24 protein-coding genes are annotated in these 25,906 nt (G+C 68.1%); 14 read left to right on the top strand and 10 right to left on the bottom strand.

What is annotated here, in order from left to right:
• Nucleotides 1-15: 15 nt before the first annotated feature.
• Both thiE and G3580_RS04170 read right to left on the bottom strand, forming a co-directional pair.
• Nucleotides 16-669, bottom strand: coding sequence for a thiamine phosphate synthase (thiE, locus tag G3580_RS04175; protein ID WP_173764071.1), 654 nt, complete (start codon nucleotides 667-669; stop codon nucleotides 16-18).
• The gene (locus G3580_RS04170) at nucleotides 666-1,484 is read right to left on the bottom strand and encodes a bifunctional hydroxymethylpyrimidine kinase/phosphomethylpyrimidine kinase (protein ID WP_173764070.1); all 819 of its coding nucleotides are present in this window, start codon (nucleotides 1,482-1,484) and stop codon (nucleotides 666-668) included. Before G3580_RS04170 ends, thiE begins: the two co-directional genes overlap by 4 nt.
• Nucleotides 1,485-1,623: 139 nt before the next feature.
• On the opposite strand from G3580_RS04170, the gene G3580_RS04165 reads away from it, so the two are divergent.
• The 6 genes from G3580_RS04165 to G3580_RS04140 all read left to right on the top strand — a co-directional run bounded on the left by G3580_RS04165 (nucleotide 1,624) and on the right by G3580_RS04140 (nucleotide 11,000).
• Entirely contained in the window at nucleotides 1,624-1,776 is a 153-nt protein-coding gene (locus tag G3580_RS04165) for a rubredoxin (RefSeq protein WP_173768584.1), read from the top strand.
• A 100-nt stretch (nucleotides 1,777-1,876) separates the two neighbouring features.
• Entirely contained in the window at nucleotides 1,877-2,269 is a 393-nt protein-coding gene (gene pilG, locus G3580_RS04160; RefSeq protein WP_323847994.1) for a twitching motility response regulator PilG, read from the top strand.
• Nucleotides 2,270-2,278: 9 nt separating this feature from the next.
• The gene (locus tag G3580_RS04155) at nucleotides 2,279-2,644 is read left to right on the top strand and encodes a response regulator transcription factor (protein WP_323847993.1); all 366 of its coding nucleotides are present in this window, start codon (nucleotides 2,279-2,281) and stop codon (nucleotides 2,642-2,644) included.
• A 4-nt stretch (nucleotides 2,645-2,648) separates the two neighbouring features.
• Nucleotides 2,649-3,161, top strand: a complete 513-nt coding sequence (locus G3580_RS04150) for a chemotaxis protein CheW (protein ID WP_173764069.1) — start codon at nucleotides 2,649-2,651, stop codon at nucleotides 3,159-3,161.
• A gap of 56 nt (nucleotides 3,162-3,217) precedes the next feature.
• Nucleotides 3,218-5,344 (top strand): methyl-accepting chemotaxis protein, encoded by a 2,127-nt coding sequence (locus tag G3580_RS04145; protein WP_173764068.1) that lies wholly within the window; start codon nucleotides 3,218-3,220, stop codon nucleotides 5,342-5,344.
• Nucleotides 5,345-5,375: 31 nt separating this feature from the next.
• Nucleotides 5,376-11,000, top strand: a complete 5,625-nt coding sequence (locus G3580_RS04140) for a hybrid sensor histidine kinase/response regulator (RefSeq protein ID WP_173764067.1) — start codon at nucleotides 5,376-5,378, stop codon at nucleotides 10,998-11,000.
• Nucleotides 11,001-11,042: 42 nt separating this feature from the next.
• Here the strand turns inward: G3580_RS04140 and G3580_RS04135 are convergent, their stop codons facing one another.
• On the bottom strand, nucleotides 11,043-12,482 hold the full coding sequence (locus G3580_RS04135) for a cryptochrome/photolyase family protein (protein WP_173764066.1): 1,440 nt from the start codon (nucleotides 12,480-12,482) through the stop codon (nucleotides 11,043-11,045).
• A 168-nt stretch (nucleotides 12,483-12,650) separates the two neighbouring features.
• Between G3580_RS04135 and G3580_RS04130 the strand changes: the two genes are divergently transcribed.
• From G3580_RS04130 to G3580_RS04110, 5 genes are read left to right on the top strand one after another with little or no spacing between them, the layout of a single operon-like run.
• On the top strand, nucleotides 12,651-13,202 hold the full coding sequence (locus tag G3580_RS04130; protein WP_228720764.1) for a YqgE/AlgH family protein: 552 nt from the start codon (nucleotides 12,651-12,653) through the stop codon (nucleotides 13,200-13,202).
• Nucleotides 13,195-13,641 carry a Holliday junction resolvase RuvX gene (gene ruvX, locus G3580_RS04125; protein ID WP_173764064.1) on the top strand — a complete coding sequence of 149 codons (447 nt, stop codon included), beginning with the start codon at nucleotides 13,195-13,197 and terminating at the stop codon, nucleotides 13,639-13,641. Before G3580_RS04130 ends, ruvX begins: the two co-directional genes overlap by 8 nt.
• Nucleotides 13,638-14,141 (top strand): bifunctional pyr operon transcriptional regulator/uracil phosphoribosyltransferase PyrR, encoded by a 504-nt coding sequence (gene pyrR, locus G3580_RS04120; RefSeq protein ID WP_173764063.1) that lies wholly within the window; start codon nucleotides 13,638-13,640, stop codon nucleotides 14,139-14,141. Before ruvX ends, pyrR begins: the two co-directional genes overlap by 4 nt.
• Nucleotides 14,134-15,093 (top strand): aspartate carbamoyltransferase catalytic subunit, encoded by a 960-nt coding sequence (locus G3580_RS04115; protein ID WP_173764062.1) that lies wholly within the window; start codon nucleotides 14,134-14,136, stop codon nucleotides 15,091-15,093. Before pyrR ends, G3580_RS04115 begins: the two co-directional genes overlap by 8 nt.
• A gap of 11 nt (nucleotides 15,094-15,104) precedes the next feature.
• Entirely contained in the window at nucleotides 15,105-16,391 is a 1,287-nt protein-coding gene (locus G3580_RS04110) for a dihydroorotase (protein WP_173764061.1), read from the top strand.
• Nucleotides 16,392-16,606: 215 nt separating this feature from the next.
• On the opposite strand, the gene G3580_RS04105 is transcribed toward G3580_RS04110, so the two are convergent.
• Genes G3580_RS04105 through G3580_RS04090 form a run of 4 tightly spaced genes read right to left on the bottom strand, consistent with a single transcriptional unit; the run spans nucleotide 16,607 to nucleotide 19,026 of the window.
• Nucleotides 16,607-16,900 carry a DUF167 domain-containing protein gene (locus tag G3580_RS04105; protein ID WP_173764060.1) on the bottom strand — a complete coding sequence of 98 codons (294 nt, stop codon included), beginning with the start codon at nucleotides 16,898-16,900 and terminating at the stop codon, nucleotides 16,607-16,609.
• Nucleotides 16,897-17,478 carry a YggT family protein gene (locus tag G3580_RS04100; protein WP_173764059.1) on the bottom strand — a complete coding sequence of 194 codons (582 nt, stop codon included), beginning with the start codon at nucleotides 17,476-17,478 and terminating at the stop codon, nucleotides 16,897-16,899. Before G3580_RS04100 ends, G3580_RS04105 begins: the two co-directional genes overlap by 4 nt.
• Nucleotides 17,479-17,493: 15 nt before the next feature.
• Nucleotides 17,494-18,306, bottom strand: coding sequence for a pyrroline-5-carboxylate reductase (gene proC, locus G3580_RS04095; protein WP_173764058.1), 813 nt, complete (start codon nucleotides 18,304-18,306; stop codon nucleotides 17,494-17,496).
• 15 nt (nucleotides 18,307-18,321) lie between these two features.
• On the bottom strand, nucleotides 18,322-19,026 hold the full coding sequence (locus G3580_RS04090; RefSeq protein WP_173764057.1) for a YggS family pyridoxal phosphate-dependent enzyme: 705 nt from the start codon (nucleotides 19,024-19,026) through the stop codon (nucleotides 18,322-18,324).
• A 99-nt stretch (nucleotides 19,027-19,125) separates the two neighbouring features.
• Between G3580_RS04090 and G3580_RS04085 the strand changes: the two genes are divergently transcribed.
• Complete coding sequence (locus G3580_RS04085) at nucleotides 19,126-20,169, top strand: type IV pilus twitching motility protein PilT (RefSeq protein ID WP_173764056.1); 1,044 nt, start codon at nucleotides 19,126-19,128, stop codon at nucleotides 20,167-20,169.
• Nucleotides 20,170-20,230: 61 nt separating this feature from the next.
• On the top strand, nucleotides 20,231-21,364 hold the full coding sequence (locus G3580_RS04080; RefSeq protein ID WP_173764055.1) for a PilT/PilU family type 4a pilus ATPase: 1,134 nt from the start codon (nucleotides 20,231-20,233) through the stop codon (nucleotides 21,362-21,364).
• 995 nt (nucleotides 21,365-22,359) lie between these two features.
• Here G3580_RS04080 and G3580_RS04075 read toward each other — a convergent pair.
• From G3580_RS04075 to G3580_RS04065, 3 genes are read right to left on the bottom strand one after another with little or no spacing between them, the layout of a single operon-like run.
• Nucleotides 22,360-23,514, bottom strand: coding sequence for a THUMP domain-containing class I SAM-dependent RNA methyltransferase (locus G3580_RS04075; protein ID WP_173764054.1), 1,155 nt, complete (start codon nucleotides 23,512-23,514; stop codon nucleotides 22,360-22,362).
• A 10-nt stretch (nucleotides 23,515-23,524) separates the two neighbouring features.
• On the bottom strand, nucleotides 23,525-23,941 hold the full coding sequence (locus tag G3580_RS04070) for a CopD family protein (RefSeq protein WP_173764053.1): 417 nt from the start codon (nucleotides 23,939-23,941) through the stop codon (nucleotides 23,525-23,527).
• An 18-nt stretch (nucleotides 23,942-23,959) separates the two neighbouring features.
• The gene (locus G3580_RS04065; RefSeq protein WP_173764052.1) at nucleotides 23,960-24,838 is read right to left on the bottom strand and encodes an NAD-dependent epimerase/dehydratase family protein; all 879 of its coding nucleotides are present in this window, start codon (nucleotides 24,836-24,838) and stop codon (nucleotides 23,960-23,962) included.
• Nucleotides 24,839-24,867: 29 nt separating this feature from the next.
• Between G3580_RS04065 and G3580_RS04060 the strand changes: the two genes are divergently transcribed.
• Entirely contained in the window at nucleotides 24,868-25,893 is a 1,026-nt protein-coding gene (locus tag G3580_RS04060) for a CDP-6-deoxy-delta-3,4-glucoseen reductase (RefSeq protein ID WP_173764051.1), read from the top strand.
• Nucleotides 25,894-25,906 lie beyond the last annotated feature (13 nt).

The raw sequence follows: 25,906 nt of genomic DNA, 5'->3' as shown, positions 1-25,906 counted from the left end.
TTGGATATTCCGTCGTTATTGGGTGGAACACGCGTCGCCAGACGCGAACAGCGCCGCATACGCGCGCGCCCGTGCGCACGGATCCGGCGCTTCGAAGACATCCGAAATCACCGCCAGCTGATGGGCCCCGGCGGCGACCAGAGCCGGCGCGTTCTCCAGAGTGATGCCGCCGATGGCCACGACGCCGACGCCCAGCGCGCGCGCCCGGGTCAGCAACTCGGGCGCCGCAGGTACGGCGCCGGGCTTGGTGGTCGACGGGAACATCGCCCCGAAGGCAACGCAATCCGCACCGGCCGCCACCGCCGCTTCCGCGCGCGACCATTCGTTGTAGCACGAAACCCCCAGCAGGCGCTGCGCGCCGAGCCGGGCGCGCAGCGCGGCCACGTCGCCATCGTCCCGCCCCACGTGCACGCCGTCGGCATCGATCGCCAGCGCCAGTTCGAGGTCGTCATTGACGATGAACGGCACCCCGGCGCCACGACACCGGCGCAGCAGGGCCTCGGCCTGTGTCCTGCGCCCGGCGGCGTCGAGGGTCTTGTTGCGATACTGAAGCACCGCCGGGCGCGCCGGCAGCAGCGCCTCGACGCGCGCCACCAGGGCCTCCGTATCGGCCTGCTCGGGGGTGATCAGGTACAGCCCGTCGGCCAGGCGCTCGGTCCACGCGCTCATGCGGCCGACTCCCGGTTGCGCGCCCAGAACAGGCGATCGGGCACCGCGACGCCCATGCCCATGCGCAGGCCGGCGGCGTCCGCGCGGTGGGCGTACTGGAGGGCCTCGCGCGTCGCCTCCGGGGTGTCCTGCCCGCGGGCCAGACCGGCGGCCAGGGCAGCCGACGCCGACGCCCCGAAACCCAGCGCCGGGTGATCGGTACGCTCGAACACGTCCCGCTGCAGTACGCCGTCTTCGCCATACAGCACATGCACCACCTGAGGGCCGGGGCGAGCGCCACCGAGCACGAGCACGCTGCCGGTGCCGATGCCGCACAACAGGGCCGCCAGATCCTCGTCCTCCAGCTCGGGCTCCTCTTCTTCCATGCCCGCCGCGACCAGCCGACGGGCGGCGCTGGCGTCGACCACGAGGGTGGTGGCATAGGGCAAGAGCAGCTCCAGCGCCGCGGCCAGGTGCGCGTCGTCAGGCTCGTCCTCGGTGCGCGACAACGGCGGCAGTTCGAGCACCAGCGGGACCTCGTCGTAATCGGCCACCAGTTCGGCCAGGGCGGAGACCATGACCGCCGACCCGGGCAGCGTGATCTTGATCGCGCCGACCGGGACGTCCTCGAGGACCACGCGCGCCTGGTCGACGACCAGTTCGCACTCCAATGGCATTCGCGCCTCGACTTGGGCGGTATCGCGCAGGCATACTTCGCTCACCACACACAGGGGATAGACACCCATGCTGGCAAGGGTGGCCGCATCGGCGGCCACACCGGTGGCGCTGGTGGGATCCGCAGCGCAAATGGAGAGAACGGCGGGCAGTTGAAGCATCGTTTCCTTTCTGGCCGCGCGGGCGGGTCATGACGCTCCGCGCTTCGGGAAATACGGTAAGATTTTGCGGATTTTATCATCCACATCCAACGCCACAGGCAAACGCGACGCAATGGCCGAAAGCGACTACAAAACCTACATGTGCCTGATCTGCGGTTTCATCTACGACGAAGCCGCCGGACTCCCGGAAGAAGGTATCGCCCCCGGTACCCGCTGGGAAGACCTCCCGCCGAACTGGTCCTGCCCCGAGTGTGACGCGCGCAAGGACGATTTCGAGATGGTCGAGATCTGATCACGCTCAAGATGCGAGATGATTGTCCGTTAGGAATAGGCGACGTCGCGTCCCGCGGTTCGCCGCGCGCGCCGAAAACACACACGCAGGAAGAGATATCGTGGATCTGACCGGACTCAAGGTGATGGTGATTGACGACAGCAACACCATCCGACGCAGCGCAGAAATCTTTCTCGCCCAGGCAGGCTGCCAGGTCTTGCTCGCCGAGGACGGGTTCGACGCGCTGGCGAAAATCACCGACCACCGGCCCGACGTGATCTTCGTCGACATCATGATGCCGCGCCTGGACGGCTACCAGACCTGCGCCCTGATCAAGAAGAACGTCCGTCTCTCCGCCACCCCGGTGATCATGCTCTCGTCCAAGGACGGGCTGTTCGACCGGGCACGCGGCCGCATGGTCGGCTCCGACGAGTACCTGACCAAGCCGTTCACCAAGGACAGCCTGCTCAAGGCCGTCGCCGCCCACGCCTCCACACCGCAGTCCCACGAGTGAGTATTCAACATGCCGATTCAAAAGATTCTCGTCGTCGACGACTCCCCCACCGAACGCTACGCGCTGAGCGAGGTGCTGCAGAAGAACGGCTACCAGGTCATCACCGCCGAAACCGGTGAGGAAGGCATCGAAAAGAGCAAATCGGAACTGCCGGACCTGATCCTCATGGACGTGGTGATGCCGGGCATGAACGGCTACCAGGCCACGCGGACCATTTCCCGCGATGCGGCCACCCGCAGTATTCCGGTGATCATCTGCACCACCAAGGGGCAGGAAACCGACAAGATCTGGGGCATGCGCCAGGGCGCTTTCGACTATCTGGTCAAACCGCTCGATCACGCCGAACTGCTCGAGCGCATCCGCGCGATGGACTGAGCCGATGGCCAAACGCGTCAGCCTCAGAGAGTTTCAGGAAGGCCTGGTCCGGCGCCTGGCCGATGCCCAGTCCGCCCCCCGTCGCGACCTGCTCGGCCTGGCCGCGGGCAGCGCGCACTGGCTGCTCGACCTGTCCGACGCGGGCGAGATCCTGCCGGTACCCGCGCTGGCCACCGTGCCCCTGACCCGCCACTGGTTTCGCGGCCTCGCCAACGTGCGCGGCACCCTGTTCGGGATCGTCGACCTGTCCGCCTTCTGCGGCGGCCCCCTGATCAGTCCGGGCGGCGCCGCCCGACTGGTGCTGATCGGGCAGCGCCATGGCGCCAACTGCGGTCTGCTGGTCAGTGCCACGACCGGTCTGCGCAGTCCTGACGACTTCGACCTCGACGCCGACACGCCCCCCGAGCACGCGTGGGTCAGCCGCACCCTGCGGGACACCCACGGCCGGCCCTGGCAGCACATCGATGCGCCGCGGCTGCTCGGTCATCCGGCATTCCTGGAGGCAAGCGCCGCTTGAACCTCCGCCCGACCCTTTTCCGAAACCGTACTCGCCCTACCTGACGGAGCGACGCAATGAGCACAGCACAGACCCCGACGGCGACCATCGCCCCTGATGCAACCATCATGGACGCGCAAGACGCAGCGCCCGAGAAAAAGGCCGCGCGCCCAGCCCGGGCCGGCCTGCCCGGTGGCAAGTCGCTGACCGACCAGTTGCGCAAGCTCGGCCTCGTGCTCGGCCTGCTGTTCATCGCCCTGGTGGCGCTGATCTTCCTGCAGGCCCAGCGGGCGGCGAACTCCACCTCCTACCTGTACGCGGCCGGCGAGATGCGGATGCTGTCGGAACAGACCGCCAAATCGGGACAGCTCGCGCTTCAGGGCGATCCGCGTGCCTTCGCCGAATTGCGTGAAGGCCGCGACGAATTCGACAAGATGCTCAATGCGGTCACCAACGGCGGCCTCATCAACGAGCGCGTCGATAGCAGTGCGGTGCCGCCGAGCCCGGCCGCCTTCGCCGATCGCCTCAGCACCCTGGCCGGCATCTGGGCCAAGTCCGACAAGGACACCCAGCTGGTGCTGGACCAGGAGAAGAACCTGACCACGCTGAGCCGCTCGGTGAACGTGATCAACGACAAGAACCCGCAGCTGCTCGACGTCACCGAGCAGGTCGCCGCCCTCAAGCTCCAGTCGGGCGCCAGCGCGCGTGAGATCGCCACCGCCAACCGCCTGGTGATGCTGACCCAGCGGATCGCCAAGAACGCCAACGCCCTGCTGGTGGCCGACGCCATCGACCCGGAGGTGGCCTTCCTGCTCGGCAAGGACACCAACAGCTTCCGCGAGATTCTCGGCCAGCTCAAGGACATGACGCCCGACAGCGTCACCCGTGCCAAGCTGGCCGAGCTGGACACCGTGGCCAACGAGAGTCTCGGCGCGGTCTCCGGCATCCTCAGCAACATCCAGTATCTGGTGCAGGCCAAGCAGGCCGGGCGCCGCATCATCGACAACGCTCCGCCGCTGTCCGAACAGGCCCACCAGCTCACCGAGGAATACGCCGGCTACTTCGGCGGCTTCGGCCTGCTGCAGATCGGCATCGCCGTCGTCGCCGTGCTGATCCTGCTGAGCATTCTGCGCATGGTGTTCGTGTACCGGAACGACATGGCCGCACGCAGCCAGGACGCCGACTCCCAGCGCCGCAACGCGGAAGACGAACGGAACCAGACCCAGCAGGCCATCCTGCGGCTGATGAACGAGATGGGCGACCTGGCCGACGGTGACCTGACCATCCGCGCCACCGTGACCGAGGACATCACCGGCGCCATTGCCGACTCGGTGAACTACACGGTCGAAGAACTGGCGGTGCTGGTGCGACGCATCAACGACGCCGCCGGCCGCGTGACCAGCGCCACCGAGGCCGCCAAGCTCACCTCCAACGAACTGCTCGAAGCCACCCAGCGCCAGTCCGAGGAACTCGAGGAGGTCGGCCAGACCGTCCAGGCCATGGCCCGCTCCATGACCGAAGCGTCCCAGCGCGCCCTGCAATCCGCCCAGGTGGCGCGCCGCTCGCTCGATTCCGCCAACAAGGGGACCGAGGCGGTGGAGAACACCATCAAGGGCATGAACGAGATCCGCGAGAAGATCCAGGAGACCTCCAAGCGGATCAAGCGTCTCGGTGAATCGTCCCAGGAAATCGGCGAGATCGTGGAACTGATCTCGGACATTACCGAACAGACCAACGTGCTCGCCCTGAACGCCGCCATCCAGGCCGCCTCGGCCGGCGAGGCGGGCCGCGGCTTCACGGTGGTTGCCGAAGAGGTGCAGCGCCTCGCGGAACGTTCCGCCGAGGCCACCAAGCAGATCTCGGCCATCGTGAAGACCATTCAGACCGATACCCAGGACGCGGTGTCCGCCATGGAGAACGCCACCCATGACGTGGTCGCCGGGGCCGCGCTGTCCGACTCCGCCGGTCAGGCTCTGGTCGAGATCGGCACCGTGTCGGCCGAAGCCGCCGAGCTCATCGAACAGATCTCCAACGACACCCAGAAACAGGCGGCCAACGCCAGCCGCGTGGCCGAGTCCATGCGCGGCATCCAGGCCATTACCGAGCAGACCACGCGAGGCACCAAGCAGACCGCCGTGTCGATCGGCGAACTGGCCGAACTCGCCGTCGAACTGAAGGGATCGGTTTCGGGCTTCAAGGTCTGATCCGTCCCCACCGCGCCACGAGGCAGTATTCATGACTCAAGCCACCGAGCAGGATCTGGGTCCGCTGACCTGGGTCAAGAGTGAAATCGATCAAGCGCTGGCGCAGGCCCTGTCGGCCATCGACAAGGCCGCCGCCAGCGACGAGGAGCGCTCCTCGCACCTGCAGTTCGCCCAGTCGCACCTGCACCAGGCGCGCGGCGCCCTGTCGATCATCGGCCTGGACGGACTGACCCAGTTCACCGACGGCCTCGACAAGCTGCTCGGCGATCTGGCGCGCGGCGAGCGCGAACTGAACGACGATGTGGTCGACCTGTGCCGGCGCGCCATCGCCGCCACCGGCAACTACCTCGACGAGCTCTCCCACGGCGCCCCCGACCAACCCCTGCGCCTGGCCGCGCTGCATGCCCGCATCGCCGTTGCGCGCGGCGTCGATGCCCCGACCGAGGGCGACCTGTTCTTCCCGCCCGCCGACGTGCGTATCCCGCGCCGTGCCGAACCGCCCGCGCTGGGCAATGACGACGAACAACGTCTGCTGCGCTGGCTGCGGGTACAGTTCCAGCAAGGTCTGCTCAACTGGATCCGCAAGCCCGACGACCCGGCCGGCGCCCGGCAAATGCGCGAGTCGGTCGCCGGCATCGAATCGCGCCAGCGCCAGCAGGCCGCACGCGGATTCTGGCTCAGCGCCGCCGCCTTCTGCGAAGTCCTCGCCGAGGGCCATGTCCCGGTGACTCCGCACATCCGTCGGATCTGCGCGCGCATCGACGCCCAGATCCGCCGCCTGGTCTCGGGCACCACGCATTTTCCCGAGCGCCTGCACCGCGACACCATGTACATCGTCGCCAAGGCGCCCGCCACCGCCCCCCTGATCAAGGCCCTGCACAGCCTCTACCGGCTGCCGGCACAGCTGCCGCCACCCAACTCCGCGATCAGCGAACTGCCGCTGGCACCGATGCTGGCGGATCTGCGCGAGCAGCTCAATCACGCCAAGGACGCCTGGGACCAGTTCGCCGAGGGCACCGCCGCCGCGCTGCCCAGCTTCGAAGAGCGCATGGTCCGGCTCGCCTCGGCCAGCCGGAAGCTCGGCCGGCCCGCCGTCGTGCGCCTGATGACCACCCTGTCGGCCTTCGCCCAGTGGCTGCGCAAGGACCCCATGCGTGTTAACGACGCCATTTCGATGGAAGTCGCCTCGGCGCTGCTGCTGGCCGATCACGCCCTCGACAGCGGCCGTGTCCCCGACGCGTCCTTCTCCACCCAGGTGGAAGACTGCATCGCGCGCATCGAAGCGTGCTCGCGTGGCGAAGCGGTCTCGAATCAGGACGCCAGTGCGTCCGCCCGCCAGGCCCAGGAGCGCAGCGCGGTCGCCCAGTTGTGCAAGGAGATGCAGGCCAGCCTCGCCCAGGTCGAACAGACCCTGGACGGCTTCTTCCGCGCGCCCGACAACCGCGAACCGCTCAAGGCCGTGAAGGCGCCGATCCAGCAGATCGAAGGGATCCTGACGCTGCTCGAGGAGCAGGACGCCTATGACACCCTGTCGGACTCCGAAGCCATCATCGACCGCCTGGCCGATCCCGAACAGCCCATCGACACCGCCCTGTTCGAGCCGCTCGCCGACCTGCTGTCATCGCTCGGCTTCTACATCGACAGTCTTGCCCGCGGTCGTCCGGACAAATCGCAGCTGACCGGCGAGCACGACGCCCCCGAGCCGGAGTACGTAGACGTCGAGCTGCCCGCGACGCAGGCCGAAACGCTGCCGGAGACGGCCGTCAGCCTGCCGCCCGAAGCCGCCGCCCTGCCCACCGCGCCGCCGCGGGACCGCGAGGCGCGCATCGAGCATGAAGAAGATCTGCCCGAACAACCGGTCCCGGTGCCCGAAACCTCGGCCGAGGCCGCCCAGCTGCTCGAGGCGAGCGAAGAGGAAATCGACGCCGAGCTGCTCGACATCTTCATCGAGGAGGCGCGAGAGGTTCTCACCGACATCGAGCGCAACCTCGGCGCCGTGCGCGCCAACCCGGCCGACCAGGACGCCCTGACCACCGTGCGCCGCGGCTTCCACACGCTCAAGGGGTCGGGCCGCATGGTCGGCCTCAACGCCTTGGGCGAGGTCGCCTGGGACCTGGAGCAGACCCTCAATCGCTGGCTGCAGCTCGAGTGGTCGCCCAATGCGACCCTCCTCGACCTCATCGGCGACGCCCACACCCTGTTCGCCGCCTGGGTGGAACAGCTGGCGGGCGGCGGCGCCACCGGGCGCGACGACAGTGCCCCGGTCAGCACCCAGGCCAAGCGCCTGCTCACCGCCACCTCACCCGACGATCTCGGCCCGGCGCCGATCGAAACGCCGGCGCCTGAATCCGTGCTACCGGTGGATGAAGCCGAAGAGGTCGAGACGGATTCGGCCGACGCGTCTGTCGAGGCCGAGGAGCACCCGGTCGGCGAAGCTGCACTTGAGCCGGACGCCGCGGCGATGAACGTCACCGATCTCGAGGCCACGGACCTGGCCTTCGATCTGTCCGTCGATCTGCCGGAACTCGACGATACGCCGGCCGACAGCGCGCTTGAACGGACCCTGATCGAACCGCTCGAAGCGCTCGAGACACCCGATGAACTCGACGCCGTCAGCCTCGATTTCCCCGAACTCGAGGACGAAGCCCCCCCGGCCGACGAGGACGAAGTTCCGGAGCCCATCGAACTGCCTGAACTCGGCGCCGACGTGCTCACCGAACCCACTGCGCTGGACACGGCGGCCACGCCCGACGCCGCAGTCGCAGGCGAGGCTGCCGAGCCCGAACCCGATGCCATGGCCGAGGCTGCCGACACGGCCCCGGAGGCCGTCGAGACCGAGATCGCGGCCGAGGAGAGCGACACCGTTGAGCTTGGCACGCTCACGCTGTCTCGCCCGCTCTTCGACCTCTACTGCAACGAATCCCGCGACCACCTGACGGTGCTGCGCGAAGAGGCCTCACAGCTCGAAATCAACCCGACCCGCGTGCCCGAGGAAACGGCCGTCCGTGCCGCCCACACCCTGGCCGGCATCTCGGGCACCGCCGGCCTCGATCCGGTGCAGACACTCGCGCGCGCCCTGGAGCATGCCCTCGCCCGGCTGCAGGAGACCGCGACCGCCCCCAGCGCCGAACAGGCTGCCCTGATCAAGACCACGGTCACCACCCTGGATGCCATGCTGCGGGAAGTGGGCGACACCACCTTCCCGCTGGCGGCACCGGTCCTGGAGGCCCAGCTCGACAGCCTGCAGCGCACCCCGATCGCACCGGAACCGGCACCGGCCGATGACGAGAACGAGGCGACGGCAGACGCCGTCGCACCGATCGATGCGGCCCCGGCGGCCGACTTCGACGCTACGCCGATGCCGACCGAGCCGGCCTCCACGGACATCGTGACACCCACCGAGGAAGCCGCCGAGCCCGAGACCCTAGACGTCCAGGACGACATCGACGAGCAACTGCTGCCGATCTTCGTCGAGGAAGGCCAGGATCTCATGGCGCAACTGAACGCCGCCCTGCGCGACTGGCGCGGCGACATGGCCAATCCGGCCCACCGCGGCAACGTCGCCCGTCTGCTCCATACCATCAAGGGCAGCGCGCGCATGACCGGTGCGATGACGCTGGGCGAACATCTGCACGCGCTCGAAGGCCGCCTCGAGGCGGCGTCCGACACCACCCCGACGCTGCTCGACGAGCTCGAACAGGGGCTGGACCTGACCAGCCAGTACATCGACCGCCTCGCCCGTGGCGACACCACGCCACCCGACGAGGAGGCGCCGACTGAAACCACCGACGACGCCGCGGCGCCGGCCGCGGTCGCCATCGAGACCGAAGAAGCGGCGAGCACCGGCGGCGGCACCCTGCGGGTGCGCGCCGATCTGGTGGACCGCTTCGTGAACGAAGCCGGCGAGATCGGCATCGCCCGCACCCGGATCGAAGGCGAACTGCGCACCCAGCGTCGCGCCCTGCTGGATCTGACCGAAAACGTGATCCGCCTGCGCAACCAGCTGCGCGAGGTCGAGATCCAGGCCGACATCCAGATGCAGTCGCGCATCGCCCAGGCCGAATCGCAGCATGCGAACTTCGATCCGCTCGAAATGGACCGCTACACGCGTCTGCAGGAACTGACGCGGATGATGGCCGAGAGCGTCAACGACGTGACCACCGTGCAGCACACCCTGCTGCGCAACCTCGACCAGGCGGACGCGGCGCTGATCGCCCAGGGGCGCCAGTCCCGAACCCTTCAGCAGGCGCTCATGTCGGTGCGCATGACGCCCTTCGACAGCCTCGCCGACCGCCTCTACCGGGTGGTGCGGCAAAGCGCCAAGGAACTGGGCAAGCGGGCCAACCTGGACCTGCGCGGCGGGCGTATCGAGCTGGACCGCTCGGTGCTCGAACGCATCACCGGCCCGCTCGAACACCTGCTGCGCAACGCCGTCGCCCACGGCATCGAATCCCCCGAGGAACGGCACGCCTCGCGCAAGCCGGACATCGGCCAGATCACCCTCACCGTGCGCCACGAAGGCAACGAGGTGGTGGTCGAGATGAGTGACGACGGCGCCGGCCTGGACTACGCGCGCATCGAGGCACGGGCCCGCGAGGCCGGCCTGCTGGCCGACGGCGAGCAGGCCGACGAGCGCCGCCTGACCAACATGATCTTCATGCCCGGCTTCTCCACCGCCGGCGAGCTGTCGGCCGTCTCCGGCCGCGGGGTCGGCATGGACGTGGTCAAGGCCGAGACCGCCGCGGTCGGCGGCCGCATCGAGGTCACCTCGACGGCTGGTGCCGGTTCCAGCTTCCGCCTCTACCTGCCGCTGACCCTTGCGGTCACCCAGACCCTGCTGGTGCGCGCGGCGGGCCGCACCTACGCGATTCCGTCGAACATGGTGGCCCAGGTCCTCGAGCTCAAGCCCGACGCCCTCGAAACGATCCGCACCACGGGCACCACCCACTGGCTCAACGACGACTACGCCTACACCTACCTGCCGCGCCTGCTCGGCGACCACGAGACCCAGCCGGAGATCCACCGCTTCAACTGGGTGCTGCTGCTCAAGTCGGGCAGCCAGACCCTGGCGGTGCATGTGGACGCCCTGCGCGGCAACCAGGAAATCGTGGTCAAGAAGGCCGGGCCGCAGCTGGCCCGCCTGGTGGGCTACACCGGCGCCACCGTGCTCGGCGACGGCGAGATCGTGCTCATCCTCAACCCGGTCGCGCTCGCTGGCGTGGCCATCGACGCCGGCATGAGCGGCGCCGAGAGCGTCACCCCCCAGACCGAATCGGCCCATGTGCCGACGGTGATGGTGGTGGACGATTCGCTCACGGTGCGCAAGATCACCAGCCGCCTGCTCGAACGCGAGGGCTACACCGTGGTGACCGCCAAGGATGGCGTCGACGCGCTCGAGCACCTGCTCGACGAGATGCCCGACGTGATCCTCTCGGACATCGAGATGCCGCGCATGGACGGCTTCGATCTGGCGCGCAACATCCGCAACGACGAGCGCCTCAAGCATGTGCCGATCATCATGATCACCTCGCGCCTGGCCGACAAGCACCGCCAGTACGCCGAGCAGATCGGCGTCAACCACTACCTGGGCAAGCCCTACCAGGAAGACGAACTGCTCGCGCTGATCGGACAGTACGCCGGCGCCACGACCCACTGACGGCCGTGGCGGGGCCGGCGACGACCGGCCCCGCCCGCCCCCTCACTGCCCGCGAACCGCCCGGAACCGGGCCAGGGTGCGCTCGCGCGCGAGCGCATGATCGACGATCGGCGCCGGATAGTCGGTCCCGATACGCACCCCCAGCCCCGCCTGCTCGACGGGGGTCAGCTTCCACGGCGCATGGATGTGCTTGTCCGGCACGCGGGCCAGCTCGGGCACGTAGCGGCGGATGAAGCGCCCCTGCGGATCGAAGCGCTCCGACTGGGTCACCGGATTGAAGATGCGGAACCAGGGCTGGCCGTCGCAGCCGGTGGACGCCGCCCACTGCCAGCCGCCGTTGTTGGCGGCCAGATCGTAGTCGTTGAGCTGCGCGGCGAAGTAGCGCTCGCCCCGGCGCCAGTCCACCCCGAGATCCTTGGTCAGGAAAGACGCCACCACCATCCGCAGACGGTTGTGCATGTAGCCGCTCTGGTTGAGCTGGCGCATGCCCGCGTCCACCAGCGGATAGCCGGTGCGCCCCGCGCACCAGGCCGCGAAACCGGCGTCGTTGTCATCCCACTGAAGGGCATCGAATTCCGGCTTGAAGCAGCGCTCCACCACGTCGGGCCGATGCCACAGCACCATCTGGTAGAACTCACGCCAGATCAGCTCGCTCAGCCAGGTCTCGGCCCCCTGCCCGCCCACGCTGAGGGCGAAGTTCACCAGCTGGCGGATCGACACCGTGCCGAAGCGCAGATGCACCGACAGGTAGGACACGCCCTTGAGCGCCGGGTAATCGCGCCGCACCTTGTAGGCCTCGATCCGCTCGCGAAAGTCGGCGAACATGGCCTCGCCACCCTGCACGCCCGGGGCCAGCTTCAATTCGCCCAGGTTGCCCGCATCGAACCCGATCTCGGCCAGCGTCGGCAGCGCCGGGGCGTCGGCCGGCAGCTGAGCATCCTCGGCATGTACGTCGAAGGGGGCCGTATGCCCCGGCTCGAGCGCCTGCCTCCAGGCACGCTTGTAGGGCGTGAACACGGCGTAGGGGGTGCCGCTGCCGGTGAGGATCTCGTCGCGCTCGAAGATCACCTGATCCTTGAAATCGTGAAACGCAATGCCCCGGGACTCCAGCGCGCCGGCCACCGCGGCATCCCGGGCCATGGCCGCCGGCTCGTAGTCCCGGTTGGCGAAGACCGCGTCGACACCGAGCTCGGCCGCCAGCGCCACGATCGTCTCCGGCGCCCGCCCATGACGCACATGCAGCACCGGTCGCTGGCGATCGGCAAGCGCCCGCAGCGACGCATCGAGCGCGACCACGCTGGCGTGGATGAAGCCGACCCGCCGATCGGACCGACTGGGCAGCGCATCGAGGATGTCGGTATCGAAGACGAATGCGCAGTGCACCCGCGCGCACTGGGCCAGGGCCTGATGCAGGGCCGCCTGATCGAAGGCGCGCAGATCGCGCCGGAACCACACCAGACCCGATGAATAGCGTTTGGCCACGCCGTGTCCTCCTGTTGCCGGGCATCACAAATGCGCCCGAAGGTGTAAATTCTGCCTCAGGGCCGGCATGCCTTCATCCGTTGCGCACGCACGCACGGGCCGCTGCACCCGCTGGCGGCACGGGAATGCTTTCGTGCATCGTCCCGGCCCATTAAAATGAGCCCCGACATGAATCTGACGCACCATTTCCTGATCGCCATGCCGCAGATGGACGACCCCAATTTCGCGCGCACGCTCACCTATGTGGCCGAGCACAGCGACCGGGGCGCACTCGGCGTCATCGTCAACCGGCCGATCGACATGGATCTGGCCAGCCTGTTCGAACGCATCGATATCCCCCTGACCAACGAAGCCATCGCGCGTCAACCGGTGTTCTTCGGTGGCCCGGTCCAGACCGATCGCGGTTTCGTGCTCCATCGCCCCGCCGGCGATTGGAGCGCCACCCTGAGCGTCAATGACGAGATCGGCATGACCAGCTCGCGCGACATCCTCGAGGCGGTGGCCGGCGGCCTCGTCGAGCAGGACATCCTCGTGACCCTCGGCTACGCCGGCTGGGACGCGGGGCAGCTCGAGCAGGAGCTGGCCGACAACGCCTGGCTCACCACCCCGGCCGACCCGACCATCATCTTCGACCTGCCCCCCGAAGAACGCCTCGCCGCCGCCATGCAGAGCATGGGCATCGACTTCGCCCACCTGTCCGAGGACGCCGGGCATGCCTGAACCGTCCGCCGCCCGTCCGTCGCGCGGCACCGTCATGGGGTTCGATTTCGGCCTCGCGCGCATCGGCGTCGCCGTGGGCGAGTTCGAGACCGCCCGGGCCAATCCGCTCACCACTCTGCATGTGCAGAGCAACCGCGCGCGCTTCGACGCCATCGCCGCCCTGATCGACGAATGGCGGCCGGTCCAGCTCGTGGTCGGCCTGCCCCTCGGCCTCGACGGCGAAGCGCAGGAGCGCACCGCCCGCTGCCAACGCTTCGCCAACCAGCTCGACGGTCGCTACGGCCTGCCGGTCGCCCTGGTGGACGAGCGCTTCAGTTCGGCCGAAGCCGAACGCCTGCTGGCCGACGCCGGCCAACGCCGCTGGCAGGACCGGAAGGCAGCGCTCGACGCGGCTGCCGCCGGGATCATCCTCCAGCACTACCTGGACCAAGGACCATGACCTCCCTCCCCGACGCAGAAGCCCTGCTCGAAGCGCTCGTGGCGCAGATGCGGCCCGACATCACCCCGGACACCGCGCTGGTCGGCATCCACACCGGCGGCGCCTGGCTCGCCGAACGCCTGCACGAGGCCCTCGGCATCCGCCAGCCCCTGGGCACCATCGACGTGGCCTTCTACCGTGACGACTACGGCGAGCGGGCCTTGCAGCCGCAGCTGCGCCGCTCCGCGATCCCCTTCGACATGGAAGGCGCACCGGTGATTCTCGTCGACGACGTGCTGTTCACCGGGCGCACCACCCGCGCCGCCCTCAACGAACTGTTCGACTATGGCCGCCCGGCGCGGGTCGACCTGGCGGTGCTGGTCGATCGCGGCGAGCGCGAGTTGCCGATCGCACCGCGCTACTGTGCGCTCACCTTGCCGGAACCGATCGGCCCCGGCACGCGTCTTCAACTGGAGCAGGCCGACGATGGCTCCCTGTCGCTGAGACTGATCGATGTTTAACCCACAACTGAACGCCAATGGCGAACTGCAGCATCTGCTGTCGCTCGACGGGCTCCCACGCGAGATCCTCACCGCGATCCTCGACACCGCCGCGCCCTTCACCGAAGTGGCCGAGCGCGAGGTGAAGAAGCTGCCGATCCTGCGCGGCAAGAGCATCTTCAACCTGTTCTTCGAGAATTCGACACGCACCCGCACCACCTTCGAGATCGCCGCCAAGCGCCTGTCGGCCGACGTCATCAACCTGAACATCTCCACCTCCTCGACCAACAAGGGCGAGACCCTGCTCGACACGGTGGACAACCTGTGCGCCATGCAGGCCGACATGTTCGTGGTGCGCCACGCCTCCAGCGGCGCGCCCTACCTGATGGCCGATCACCTGCGCAACACGGGGCGCAACGACATCCACGTGATCAACGCCGGCGACGGCCGCCATGCGCACCCCACCCAGGGGCTGCTGGACATGTACACCATCCGCCACTTCAAGCACGACTTCAGCAATCTCGTCGTCGCCGTGGTCGGCGACGTCCTGCACTCGCGCGTCGCCCGCTCGCAGATCGCCGCGCTCACCACCCTGGGCGTGCCCGAAGTGCGCGTCATCGGCCCCAAGACGCTGCTGCCCACCGGGCTCGACAAGATGGGCTGCCGGGTCTTCCATGACATGCGCGCCGGGCTCAAGGATGTGGACGTGGTGATGATGCTGCGCCTCCAGAACGAACGCATGAACGGACCCCTGCTGCCCAGCGCACAGGAGTTCTTCAAGGTCTGGGGGCTCACCGCCGAGAAACTGGCGCTGGCCAAAGCCGACGCCATCGTGATGCACCCCGGCCCCATGAACCGCGGGGTCGAGATCGACTCGGAGGTGGCCGACGGCGCCCAGGCGGTCATCCTGCCCCAGGTGACCTTCGGCATCGCCGTGCGCATGGCGGTGATGAGCATGCTGGGCCGCAGCTGAGGGACGCAGGAATGAAAATCAAGATCGCCAACGGCCGGCTCGTCGATCCGGCACACGACATCGACCACGCGCACGACCTGTTCATCGCCGACGGCAAGGTCGCCGGCATCGGCCAGGCACCCGACGGCTTCGCCGCCGACACCGTCATCGACGCCCGCGGCCTCATCGTCAGCCCGGGGCTGGTGGATCTGGCCGCGCGCCTGCGCGAGCCCGGTTACGAGTACCTGGCCACGCTCGACACGGAAATGGAAGCGGCCATGGCGGGCGGCGTCACCAGCCTCGCCATCCCCCCGGACACCGACCCGCCGCTGGACGAGCCGGGCCTGGTCGAGATGCTCCGTTATCGCGCCAAGCGCCTCAACAAGGCACACATCTACCCGGTCGGCGCGCTCACCGAGCAGCTCGACGGCCAGCGCCTCTCGGAGATGGCCGAACTGGTGGACGCCGGCTGCGTCGCCTTCAGCCAGGCCAACCGCCCGATCACCGACACCCAGGTGCTGTTCTGCGCGCTGCAGTATGCCGCCACCTTCGATTTCCGCGTCTGGCTGCAGCCGATCGCCCCGCACCTGGGGCGCGAAGGCGTGGCTCACGACGGCGAGGTCGCCTCGCGCCTGGGCCTGCCGGGCATCCCCACGGCCTCGGAAACCATCGCCCTGTACACCTACATCGAGCTGGCGCGCATGACCGGCGCCCGGCTCCACATCACGCGCCTGTCGACGGCCGAGGGCCTGGCCATGATCCGGCGCGCACGCCATGACGGCGTCGACATCACCTGCGACGTGTCCATCAATCAGCTGCACCTGTGCGACATGGACATCGGCTACTTCAACGCCAACTGCCGGCTGATCCCGCCCCTGCGCAGCCAGCGCGACCGCGACGCCCTGCAGGCCGGGCTGGCCGACGGCGACATCGACGCCCTGTGCTCGAATCACACCCCGGTGGACGACGACGCCAAGCAGATCCCGTTCTCGGAAGCGGAACCGGGCGCCACCGGCCTGGAACTGCTGCTGCCACTGACCCTCAAATGGGGCCAGGCGCGGGGCCTGTCCATGGTCGATACGCTGCGCCGCATCACGATCAGTCCGGCGCGAATCATCGGCTCCCGCTCGGGCCATCTCGGCCTCGGCGCGCGGGCGGACGTGTGCATTTTCGATCCGGAGGGCGAAACGACGGTGACGCGCGAACAGTTGCGCAGCCAAGGGAAAAACACGCCGTTCCTGGGATTGAACCTGCCCGGCCAGGTACGTTACACCCTCGTCGAGGGCAAGATCATGTTCGGCGAAGCGGCGCTCAAATAGCGAAGCAACGGAGGGGGTCGAGTGCATTTCATCACGCAATGACAAAAAAGTTGTTGCATTGCACAAATTCATGCGCTAGGATGGAATCGTCTCCTCCACAAACCGAACAGGTGTGGATTCAACGCCCGGGCACGACAGTGCTTCGGGCGTTTTTTTAGGTCTCCCCGGTCGGCCATGCGGCCGGCGCACGGACAGCGCCACAAGGACAGAAGCGCTCAGTCGAGCGCCTTGAGCCGCGCCAGCATCTGAGCGCCCAGCCCGGCAATGCGCACCCGCTTGGCGCGCGAGGTCTGCCCCGAAATCAATTCGACCGATGCCTTGGGCACCGCACAATAGGTGGCCAGAAACGCGAGCAGGGCCTTGTTGGCCTTGCCGTCGACGGGAGGCGCGGCGAGACGGATCTTCATCGCCTCGCCATGGCGCCCGGCGAAGCCCGTGGTCTTGGCCCCCGGCTGGATGTGGAGGGTCAGGGTGGCCAGTTGCGCGTCCCCGGTGAGCCAGTCGCTCACAGGCCGACGATCAATGGCGTGAATGCACCGCCGATGCGGGCCAGAAGCATGAGCAGGATCTGCAGCACCAGCAGCAGCACCAGCGGCGAGAGGTCCACGTTGGCGACCAACGGAATGAGCTTGCGGAACGGGCGCAGGAAGGGCGCGGCCAGGGTGAAGAACAACGGCGCCATCGGGGCGTGGGGGTTGACCCAGGAGAACACCGCCGAGATCAGCACGATGCCGATCACCATGTACACCATCAGCTGCATCAGATCGACCAGCCCGATGCCCCAGACCCCCAGCAGGACGCCGGCGATGTTGTCGCCGAAGGGCACCCCGCGCGCCGCCAGCGAGGCGAAGGCGAGCACGGTCTGGACCACCCAGGCCGGCAGCAGGCTGGCCATGTCGAGCCCGAACAGGCCCGGCAACACCCGCCGCAGCGGCCGCACGCACCAGTCGGTGGTGGCGATGACGAACTGCCCGATCTCGTTGTGGAAGCTGACGCGTTGCCACTGCATGAAGAAACGCGCCAGCAGCATCAGGCTCAGGAAGCCGCCGGCGAAATTGAGGATGAGCAACAACAGATTGGCGAGCATGGATCAGCGTCTCCTTCAGTCCGCCCCGAGTTCGTCACCCATGGCCTGACCGCGCGCCCGCGCGGCCTCCACGGCGCGGGCGATGATGCCCGCAAAATCGTCGGCCGCCAGCGCGGCCAGGGCCGCCGCGGTGGTGCCGCCCTTGGAGGTCACCCGCTCGCGCAGCACCGCCGGGGCCTCGTCGCTCTGCGCTGCCAGGCGGGCCGCGCCTTCGACCGTGCCGATGGCCAGGGTCCGGGCCGTGGCCTCGTCGAAGCCGAGCGCACGCCCGGCGGCTTCGAGCGCCTCGATGAAATGGAACACATAGGCCGGACCGCTGCCGGAAATGGCCGTCACCGCGTCCATCCCGGCCTCGTCGTCGATCCACACCGCGCGGCCGACCGCGGTCAGGATCGCCTCGACCTGCTCGCGCTCGGCGGCGCTGACGACCGGGTCCGCATAGAGCCCGGTCATGCCGGCACCGATCAGCGCCGGCGTGTTGGGCATGCAGCGCACCAGCCGGGTGTAGCCGCCCAGCCAGCGGCCGATGTCGGCCGCGCGCAGACCGGCGGCGATGCTGACCACCACCTGGCGCTCCAGCCGTCCGGCCAGGGGCGCGACGGCCGCGCGCATCTGCTGCGGCTTGACCGCCAGCACGATGATGTCGCACCCGAGCAGGGCCTCGTCCACCGCGCCCCGCGTGTGCACGCCGAAGTCCGCGGCAAGCGCGGCCTGCCCTTCGGCGCGCGGCTCGACGACGAGAATGTCCGCTGCCGCGAATCCCTTGGCGCACATGCCGCCGATCAGGGCCCGGGCCATGTTGCCACCACCGATGAAACCAATGTTCATGTCGTTTCCGTTATCTCAGGCATCCGGCGACGCGGAGCGCGTCCGGTCGCCGAAAATGGCCGTACCGACCCGCACGATGGTCGCGCCCTCGGCAATGGCCGGTTCAATGTCATGGGACATGCCCATGGAAAGCGTGTCGAGCGCGAGGCCCCGCTCGTTGAGCGCGTCCAGCAGGCGGCGCAGGGTCGCGAAGCGTTCGCGCAGCAACGCCTCGTCTCCGGTCGGCTCGGGAATGCACATCAGGCCACGCAGACGCACGCCCGGCAAGGCGCGCACCGCTTCGGCCAACGCAGGCACGTCATCGGGCGCGACGCCAGACTTGCTGTGCTCGCCGCTCACATTGACCTGCAGGCACAGGTTCAGCGCCGGCAGCTGCGGGTCGCGCTGCTCCGAGAGCCGTTGGGCGATCTTGAGCCGGTCGACCGAATGCACCCAGGCGAAGCGGCTCGCCACCAGCCGTGTCTTGTTGCTTTGCAGCGGGCCGATGAAATGCCATTCCAGGGCTCGCTCGGCGAGCGCATCGACCTTGTCGGCCCCTTCCTGCGCATAGTTTTCGCCAAACGCCCGTTGACCGGCATCGGCCGCCTCGGCCACACGGTCGGCCGGCCAGGTCTTGCTCACCGCCAGCAGACGGATCGCGTCGGGATGCCGCCCGCATGCCACGGCCGCCCTGGCGATGCGCTCGCGCACGGCTTGCAAGTTGCCAGGGATTGATGTCATATAGGTTCGATTGACGGCTAAAGAAACGCGTTTCAGACCCGAAAATTATAGCATCGCGCTTTTTTCGCCCAACCCGCTCACGGATGCCCCTGACCGCCCATGGATATCACCGAACTGCTCGCGTTTTCCGTCAAGAACCAGGCCTCGGATCTGCACCTCTCGGCTGGCCTGCCGCCCATGATCCGCGTCCATGGCGACGTGCGCCGGATCAACCTGCCGCCCATGGAGCACAAGGACGTGCACGCCATGGTGTACGACATCATGAACGACGGACAGCGCAAGCAGTATGAAGAGGTGCTGGAGACCGACTTCTCGTTCTCGGTGCCCAATCTGGCGCGCTTCCGGGTCAACGCCTTCAACCAGGAGCGAGGTGCGGCGGCGGTGTTCCGGACCATTCCGTCCAAGGTACTGACCCTCGAGGATCTCAACGCCCCCAAGATCTTCAAGGAAATCTCCGAGCAGCCGCGTGGCATCTGCCTGGTGACCGGCCCGACCGGCTCGGGCAAGTCCACCACCCTGGCGGCGATGATCGACTACATCAACCAGAATCACTACGGCCACATCCTCACCGTCGAGGACCCGATCGAATTCGTGCATGAATCCAAGCGCTGCCTGATCAACCAGCGCGAGGTGCACCGCGACACCCTGTCCTTCAACAACGCCCTGCGTTCGGCCCTGCGGGAAGATCCGGACGTGGTGCTGGTGGGCGAGATGCGCGACCTGGAGACCATCCGTCTGGCGCTGACCGCGGCCGAAACCGGCCACCTGGTGTTCGGCACCCTGCACACCTCGTCGGCGGCCAAGACCATCGACCGGATCGTGGACGTGTTCCCGGCGGCGGAGAAGGACATGGTCCGCGCGATGCTGTCAGAGTCGCTGCGCGCGGTGATCTCCCAGACCCTGCTCAAGACCAAGGACGGCAAGGGCCGCGTCGCCGCGCACGAGATCATGATCGGCACACCCGCCATTCGCAACCTGATCCGCGAAAACAAGATCGCGCAGATGTACTCCGCGATCCAGACGGGCCAGAATGCAGGCATGCAGACGCTCGACCAGTGCCTGACCGAGCTCGTCCAGCGCAACCTGATTTCCAATTCGGAAGCCCGTCTGCGCGCGCAGAACAAGGACAACTTCCTCGGCTGAACATTGAGCCGACGGCCGGCCCGGCGCCGCCCGGGCCCATCCTGGCGTTACGGAGCAAGCGATGGAACGCGATCAAGCCCTCAAATTCATGCAGGACCTGCTGCGCCTGATGGTGCAGAAGAACGGGTCCGACCTGTTCATCACCGCCGGTTTTCCGCCGGCCATCAAGATCGACGGGCGCATTGTGCCGCAGTCGAACCAGATCCTCAGCGCGCAGCACACCACCGAGCTGGCCCGTTCGATCATGAACGACAAGCAGGCCGCCGAGTTCGAAGCCACCAAGGAATGCAACTTCGCGATCTCGCCGTCCGACATCGGCCGCTTCCGCGTGAATGCGTATGTGCAGCAGGGCCGGGTCGGCTGCGTGCTGCGCACGATCGCGCAGAAGATTCCCACGCTGGATGAGCTGGGCCTGCCCTCGGTGCTGCGCGAGATCGCCATGTCGAAGCGCGGTCTGGTGATTTTCGTCGGCGGCACCGGCACGGGCAAGACCACCTCGCTGGCCGCCATGGTCGACTACCGCAACGAGCACAGCTACGGCCACATCATCACGGTCGAGGATCCGATCGAATACGTGCACCAGCACAAGAACTGCATCGTCACCCAGCGCGAGGTCGGCATCGACACCGAGGACTGGGCGATCGCCCTCAAGAACACCTTGCGACAGGCACCCGACGTGATCCTCATGGGTGAGATCCGCGACCGCGAGACCATGGACCACGCCATCGCCTTCGCCGAGACCGGTCACCTGTGTCTGGCCACGCTGCACGCCAACAGCGCCAACCAGGCCATCGACCGGATCATCAACTTCTTCCCGGAAGAACGCCGCCAGCAGCTGCTCATGGACCTGTCGCTCAACCTGCGCGCCATGATCTCCCAGCGCCTGCTGCCGCTGCTCGGCCGCAAGGGCCGGGTGCCGGCGGTGGAAATCCTGCTCAACTCGCCGCTGATCTCGGACCTGATCTTCAAGGGCGAGGTCTCGGAGATCAAGGACGTGATGAAGCGTTCCACCGAGCTGGGCATGCAGACCTTCGACCAGGCGCTGTTCAAGCTCTACGAGGACGAACTCATCAGCTACGAGGACGCCCTGCGCAACGCCGATTCGGTCAACGACCTGCGCCTGCAGATCAAACTCAACAGCAAGCACGGCGACAAGGATCTGGGCGCGGGGATCCAGCACCTGGATATTGTTTAGCCCCCACGCTCACTGCGTTCGCTGCCCCCCGAGGGGGCTGCGGCGCGCCTTGGGACGGCCCGGCGCCGCGCCGGTGTTTAGCCCCCACACTCACTGCGTTCGCTGCCCCCCGAGGGGGCTGCGGCGCGCCTTGGGACGGCCCGGCGCCGCGCCGGTGTTTAGCCCCCACGCTCACTGCGTTCGCTGCCCCCCGAGGGGGCTGCGGCGCGCCTTGGGACGGCCCGGCGCCGCGCCGGTGTTTAGCCCCCACGCTCACTGCGTTCGCTGCCCCCCGGGGGGGCTGCGGCGCGCCTTGGGGCGGCCCGGCGCCGCGCCGGTGTTTAGCCCCCACGCTCACTGCGTTCGCTGCCCCCCGAGGGGGCTGCGGCGCGCCTTGGGGCGGCCCGGCGCCGCGCCGGTGTTTAGCCCCCACACTCACTGCGTTCGCTGCCCCCCGAGAGGGGGCTGCGGCGCGCCTTGGGGCGGCCCGGCGCCGCGCCGGTGTTTAGCCCCCCACGCTCACTGCGTTCGCTGCCCCCCGAGGGGGCTGCGGCGCGCCTTGGGACGGCCCGGCGCCGCGCCGGTGTTTAGCCCCCCACGCTCACTGCGTTCGCTGCCCCCCGAGGGGGCTGCGGCGCGCCTTGGGACGGCCCGGCGCCGCGCCGGTGTTTAGCCCCCACACTCACTGCGTTCGCTGCCCCCCGAGGGGGCTGCGGCGCGCCTTGGGGCGGCCCGGCGCCACGCCGGTGTTTAGCCCCCACGCTCACTGCGTTCGCTGCTCCCCGAGGGGGCTGCGGCGCGCCTTGGGGCGGCCCGGCGCCGCGCCGGTGTTTAGCCCCCACACTCGCATTCGCTCGCTGCCCCCCGAGGGGGCTGCGGCGTGCCTTGGGACGGCCCGGCGAGCCTGGGGCTGTCCGGCTGCCGGCGTCTCCCTCCCCTTCAAGGGGAGGGTCGGGGTGGGGATGGGTTCAGCTGGCGGAGGCGTCGGTTAACACTGCGGGGATCGAAGCCCGCCCTTATGCGTCCTTGGGTTTGCGCAGGCTGCCGGCGATCATCTTGTATTCATACACCCGGCATTCGAGGGCGCCGTTGTACAGCGGCGTGCGCTTCGACGCACGCAGGCCGATCAGCTTGGGCAAGGCGGCGTCGGCACTCAGGAAATAACAACGCCAGCCACTCCAGCGCGCCTTGAGGGCGTCGCCGAGTTGCGGATAGAACGCCTCGAGCTCGGCGGACTCGCCGATGCGCACCCCGTAGGGCGGATTGGCCACCATCACGCCCTGCGCTGTCGGCGGGGTGCGTTCGAGCAGGCCGACCTGCTCGAGCCGAACCTGTTCCGCCAGCCCTGCCGCCTCGAGGTTGATGCGCGCGCGCTTGACCTGCACCGCTTCGCTGTCGGAGCCGAAGATGGGCAGCGTGGCGGCATGACGGCGCCGGCCTTCGGCCTCGCGGCGCAGCTTGCGCCACATGGCTTCGTCCACATGGCGCAAATGCTCGAAGGCGAAGCCGCGCCCGAGCCCCGGCGCGATGTCCAGCGCCATCTGCGCCGCCTCGATCAGGAAGGTACCGCTGCCGCACATGGGATCGAGCAGGGGCTCGTCGGTGCGCCAGCCGGCGATGCGCAGGATGCCCGCGGCGAGGTTCTCCTTCAGCGGCGCCTCCACCGCGGCCTGCTTGAAGCCCCGCTTGTAGAGCGGCTCGCCGGAGGTGTCGAGGTAGAGCGTGACCTGGTCCTGGTTCAGGAAGGCGTGGATGCGCACATCCGGATTCGCGGTATCGATGCTCGGCCGGCTGCCATGCACCATGCGGAAGTGGTCGCACACCGCGTCCTTGATGCGCAGGGTGATGAACTCCAGGCTCTTGAGCGGCGAGCGGCGCGCGGTCACATTGACCCGCATCGTCTGCTCATGGGTGAACCACTTGGCCCAGGTGACGCTGTAGGCGAGGCGATAGATATCTTCCTCGCGGCGGTAGCGCCCGAAGGCCACCTGCCAGAGCACCCGGGTGGCGAGCCGGCTTTCCAGGTTGGCGCGGCAGGCCAGCGCCCAGTCGCCGCGGAAGGCGACGCCGCCGTGGGTCTGGTGCAGATCGCGGGCGCCGAGCGCGCCCAGTTCATCCACCAGTCCGGCTTCGAGGCCCCGCGGACAGGGGGCAAAGAATCGTTCGTTCATCGCGGTGGCCTCAGAACGGTTTGAGCACGACGAGGAAAACCACCACGAACAGCACCAGCACCGGAATCTCGTTGAAGAAACGGTACCAGGTGTGGCTGCGGGTGTTCTCGCCCCGGGCGAAGCGGCGCAACAGCTGGCCACAGTACAGGTGATAGACGATCAGGCCCACCACCAGCAGGGTCTTGGCATGCAGCCAGCCGCCGGTGAACCCGTAGCCGAACCACAGCCACAGGCCGAGGCTGACGGCGAGGATGCCCAGCGGTGTCATGAACCGGTACAGCTTGTGCGCCATGAGGAGCAGACGCTCGCGCTCGGCGGCGCTGCCGGCGGGCACCATGGCCAGGTTCACGAAGATGCGCGGCAGGTAGAACAGGCCGGCGAACCAGCTGATGACGAAGACGATGTGAAGGGCTTTCGAGGCCAGCATGGAGAAAAGGCTCCGGGATCAGTGAACGATGCGCGGGACGGCGGCCAGCCCGGCGTGGATGTCGGGATAGGTGAGGCGCGCGCGCAACTCGCGCTTGACGCGCCGGTTATCGAGACGCCGCGATTCACGCATGAACGAGAGCGTCATGGGCGAGACGCGGCTGGCCAGCTCGCGGCGCGACACGCGCGGCGGGCGCGCCAGCCCCAGGTGATCGGCCACCGCGTCGAAGTAGTCGGCCATGCGCAGGTCGGTGTCGTCGCTCGCGTTCCACACCCGGCCGTTGCCGCCGCGGTTCAGGGCGAGCGTCGCGAGCCGGGCCAGGTCGTCGGCATGGATGTGGTTGGTGAACACGTCGTCCTCCGCCACCAGCGCCGGATCACGACGCTCGAGCCGCTCGACGGGCAGGCGGTCGGCCGCATAGATGCCCGGCGCGCGCAACGTCACCACGTCGATGCGGCAGCGCCGGGCGAAGGCACGCAGGGCGCGCTCCGCGTCGACCCGGCGGATGGCCCGGTCCGATTCCGGCGCTGCCGGTCGCGTCTCGGCCACCAATGCACCGCCGCAATCACCGTAGACGCCCGTGGTACTGATGTAGACGAGGCGCCGTGGTAGACTGCCGCGGCGCGCGAGCGCGGCGATCAGGGCGCGGGTGCGCAGGTCGCGCAAACCGCGACGCGGCGGCGGCGCGGTGTGGATCACGTAGTCGGCCAGACCGGCGATCCGGCGCAGCGAACGGCGGTCATCCAGGTCGGCCAGGATCGTGCGGACACCCAGCTTTCGCAGCGCAACACGCTGGGCCTCATCGCGTATCATCGCAATGACGCGGAATCGCTCGAGCAGCCACGGCAAGGCACGCTGGGCCACGTCGCCGCATCCCACGATCAGAACAGTTTGCATTCGCCGATTATCTCACGCCGGATTTCATCATGTCTTTCAAACTCACCATCCAGCCGGGCGACCACCACATCGACGTCGCCGAGCACCAGACCATCGTCGAAGCGGCCATCGAGGCCGGCCTGATGCTGCCGTACAGCTGCCGTGACGGCGTCTGCGGTGCCTGCAAGGGCAAGGTGCTGCGCGGCTCGGTGAACTACGGCAAACACGCCCCCGACACCCTGACCGATGCCGACAAGGCCGAGGGCCTCGCCCTGTTCTGCTGCGCCACCGCGAAGGAAGACCTCGAGATCGAGGTGCGCAACGTGACCCGGGTGGACGACATCCCCATCAAGAAGCTGCCCTGCCGGGTCCAGGAGATGATCCACGCCGCCCCCGACGTGATGATCCTCAAGCTCAAGCTGCCGGCGACCGAGCCGTTCGCCTTCCGCGCCGGGCAGTACATCGACTTCCTGCTCCCGGGCGACCGGCGACGCAGCTTTTCCATCGCCAACGCACCGGAGGGGGCGGACCACATCGAGCTGCATGTGCGCCATGTGCCGGGCGGCCTGTTCACCGACCAGGTGTTCACGACCATGAAGGTGCGCGACATCCTTCGCTTCGAAGGCCCGCTGGGCAGCTTCTTCCTGCGCGAGGACAGCGACGCCCCGATCGTACTGCTGGCCGGCGGCACCGGCTTCGCCCCCATCAAGGGCGTGATCGAGCATGCCATCGCACGCGGCATCACCCGGCCGATGACCCTTTACTGGGGCGCACGCGACCGCGCCGGACTCTACCAGGCCGACCTGGCCGAGCAGTGGGCGCAGACCCACGACTGGTTCAAGTTTGTGCCCGTCCTGTCCGATATGACATCGGAGGACGACTGGCAGGGACGAACCGGACTGGTCCATGAAGCGGTCATGGCCGATTTGCCGGATCTGTCCGGACATCAGGTCTACGCCTGCGGGGCGCCGGGCATGATCGAGGCCTCCATGGCCGACTTCGCCGACCGCTGCGGCCTGCCGGAAGACCAGTATTTCGCCGATTCGTTTACCTTCTCGGCTGATTCGCAACCCTGACCTCACCACGAGC

The organism is Nitrogeniibacter mangrovi, assembly GCF_010983895.1.
Taxonomy (GTDB): domain Bacteria; phylum Pseudomonadota; class Gammaproteobacteria; order Burkholderiales; family Rhodocyclaceae; genus Nitrogeniibacter; species Nitrogeniibacter mangrovi.
The sequence above is the reverse complement of the archived record's forward strand: the minus strand, read 5'-3'. Positions and strand labels throughout refer to the sequence as shown.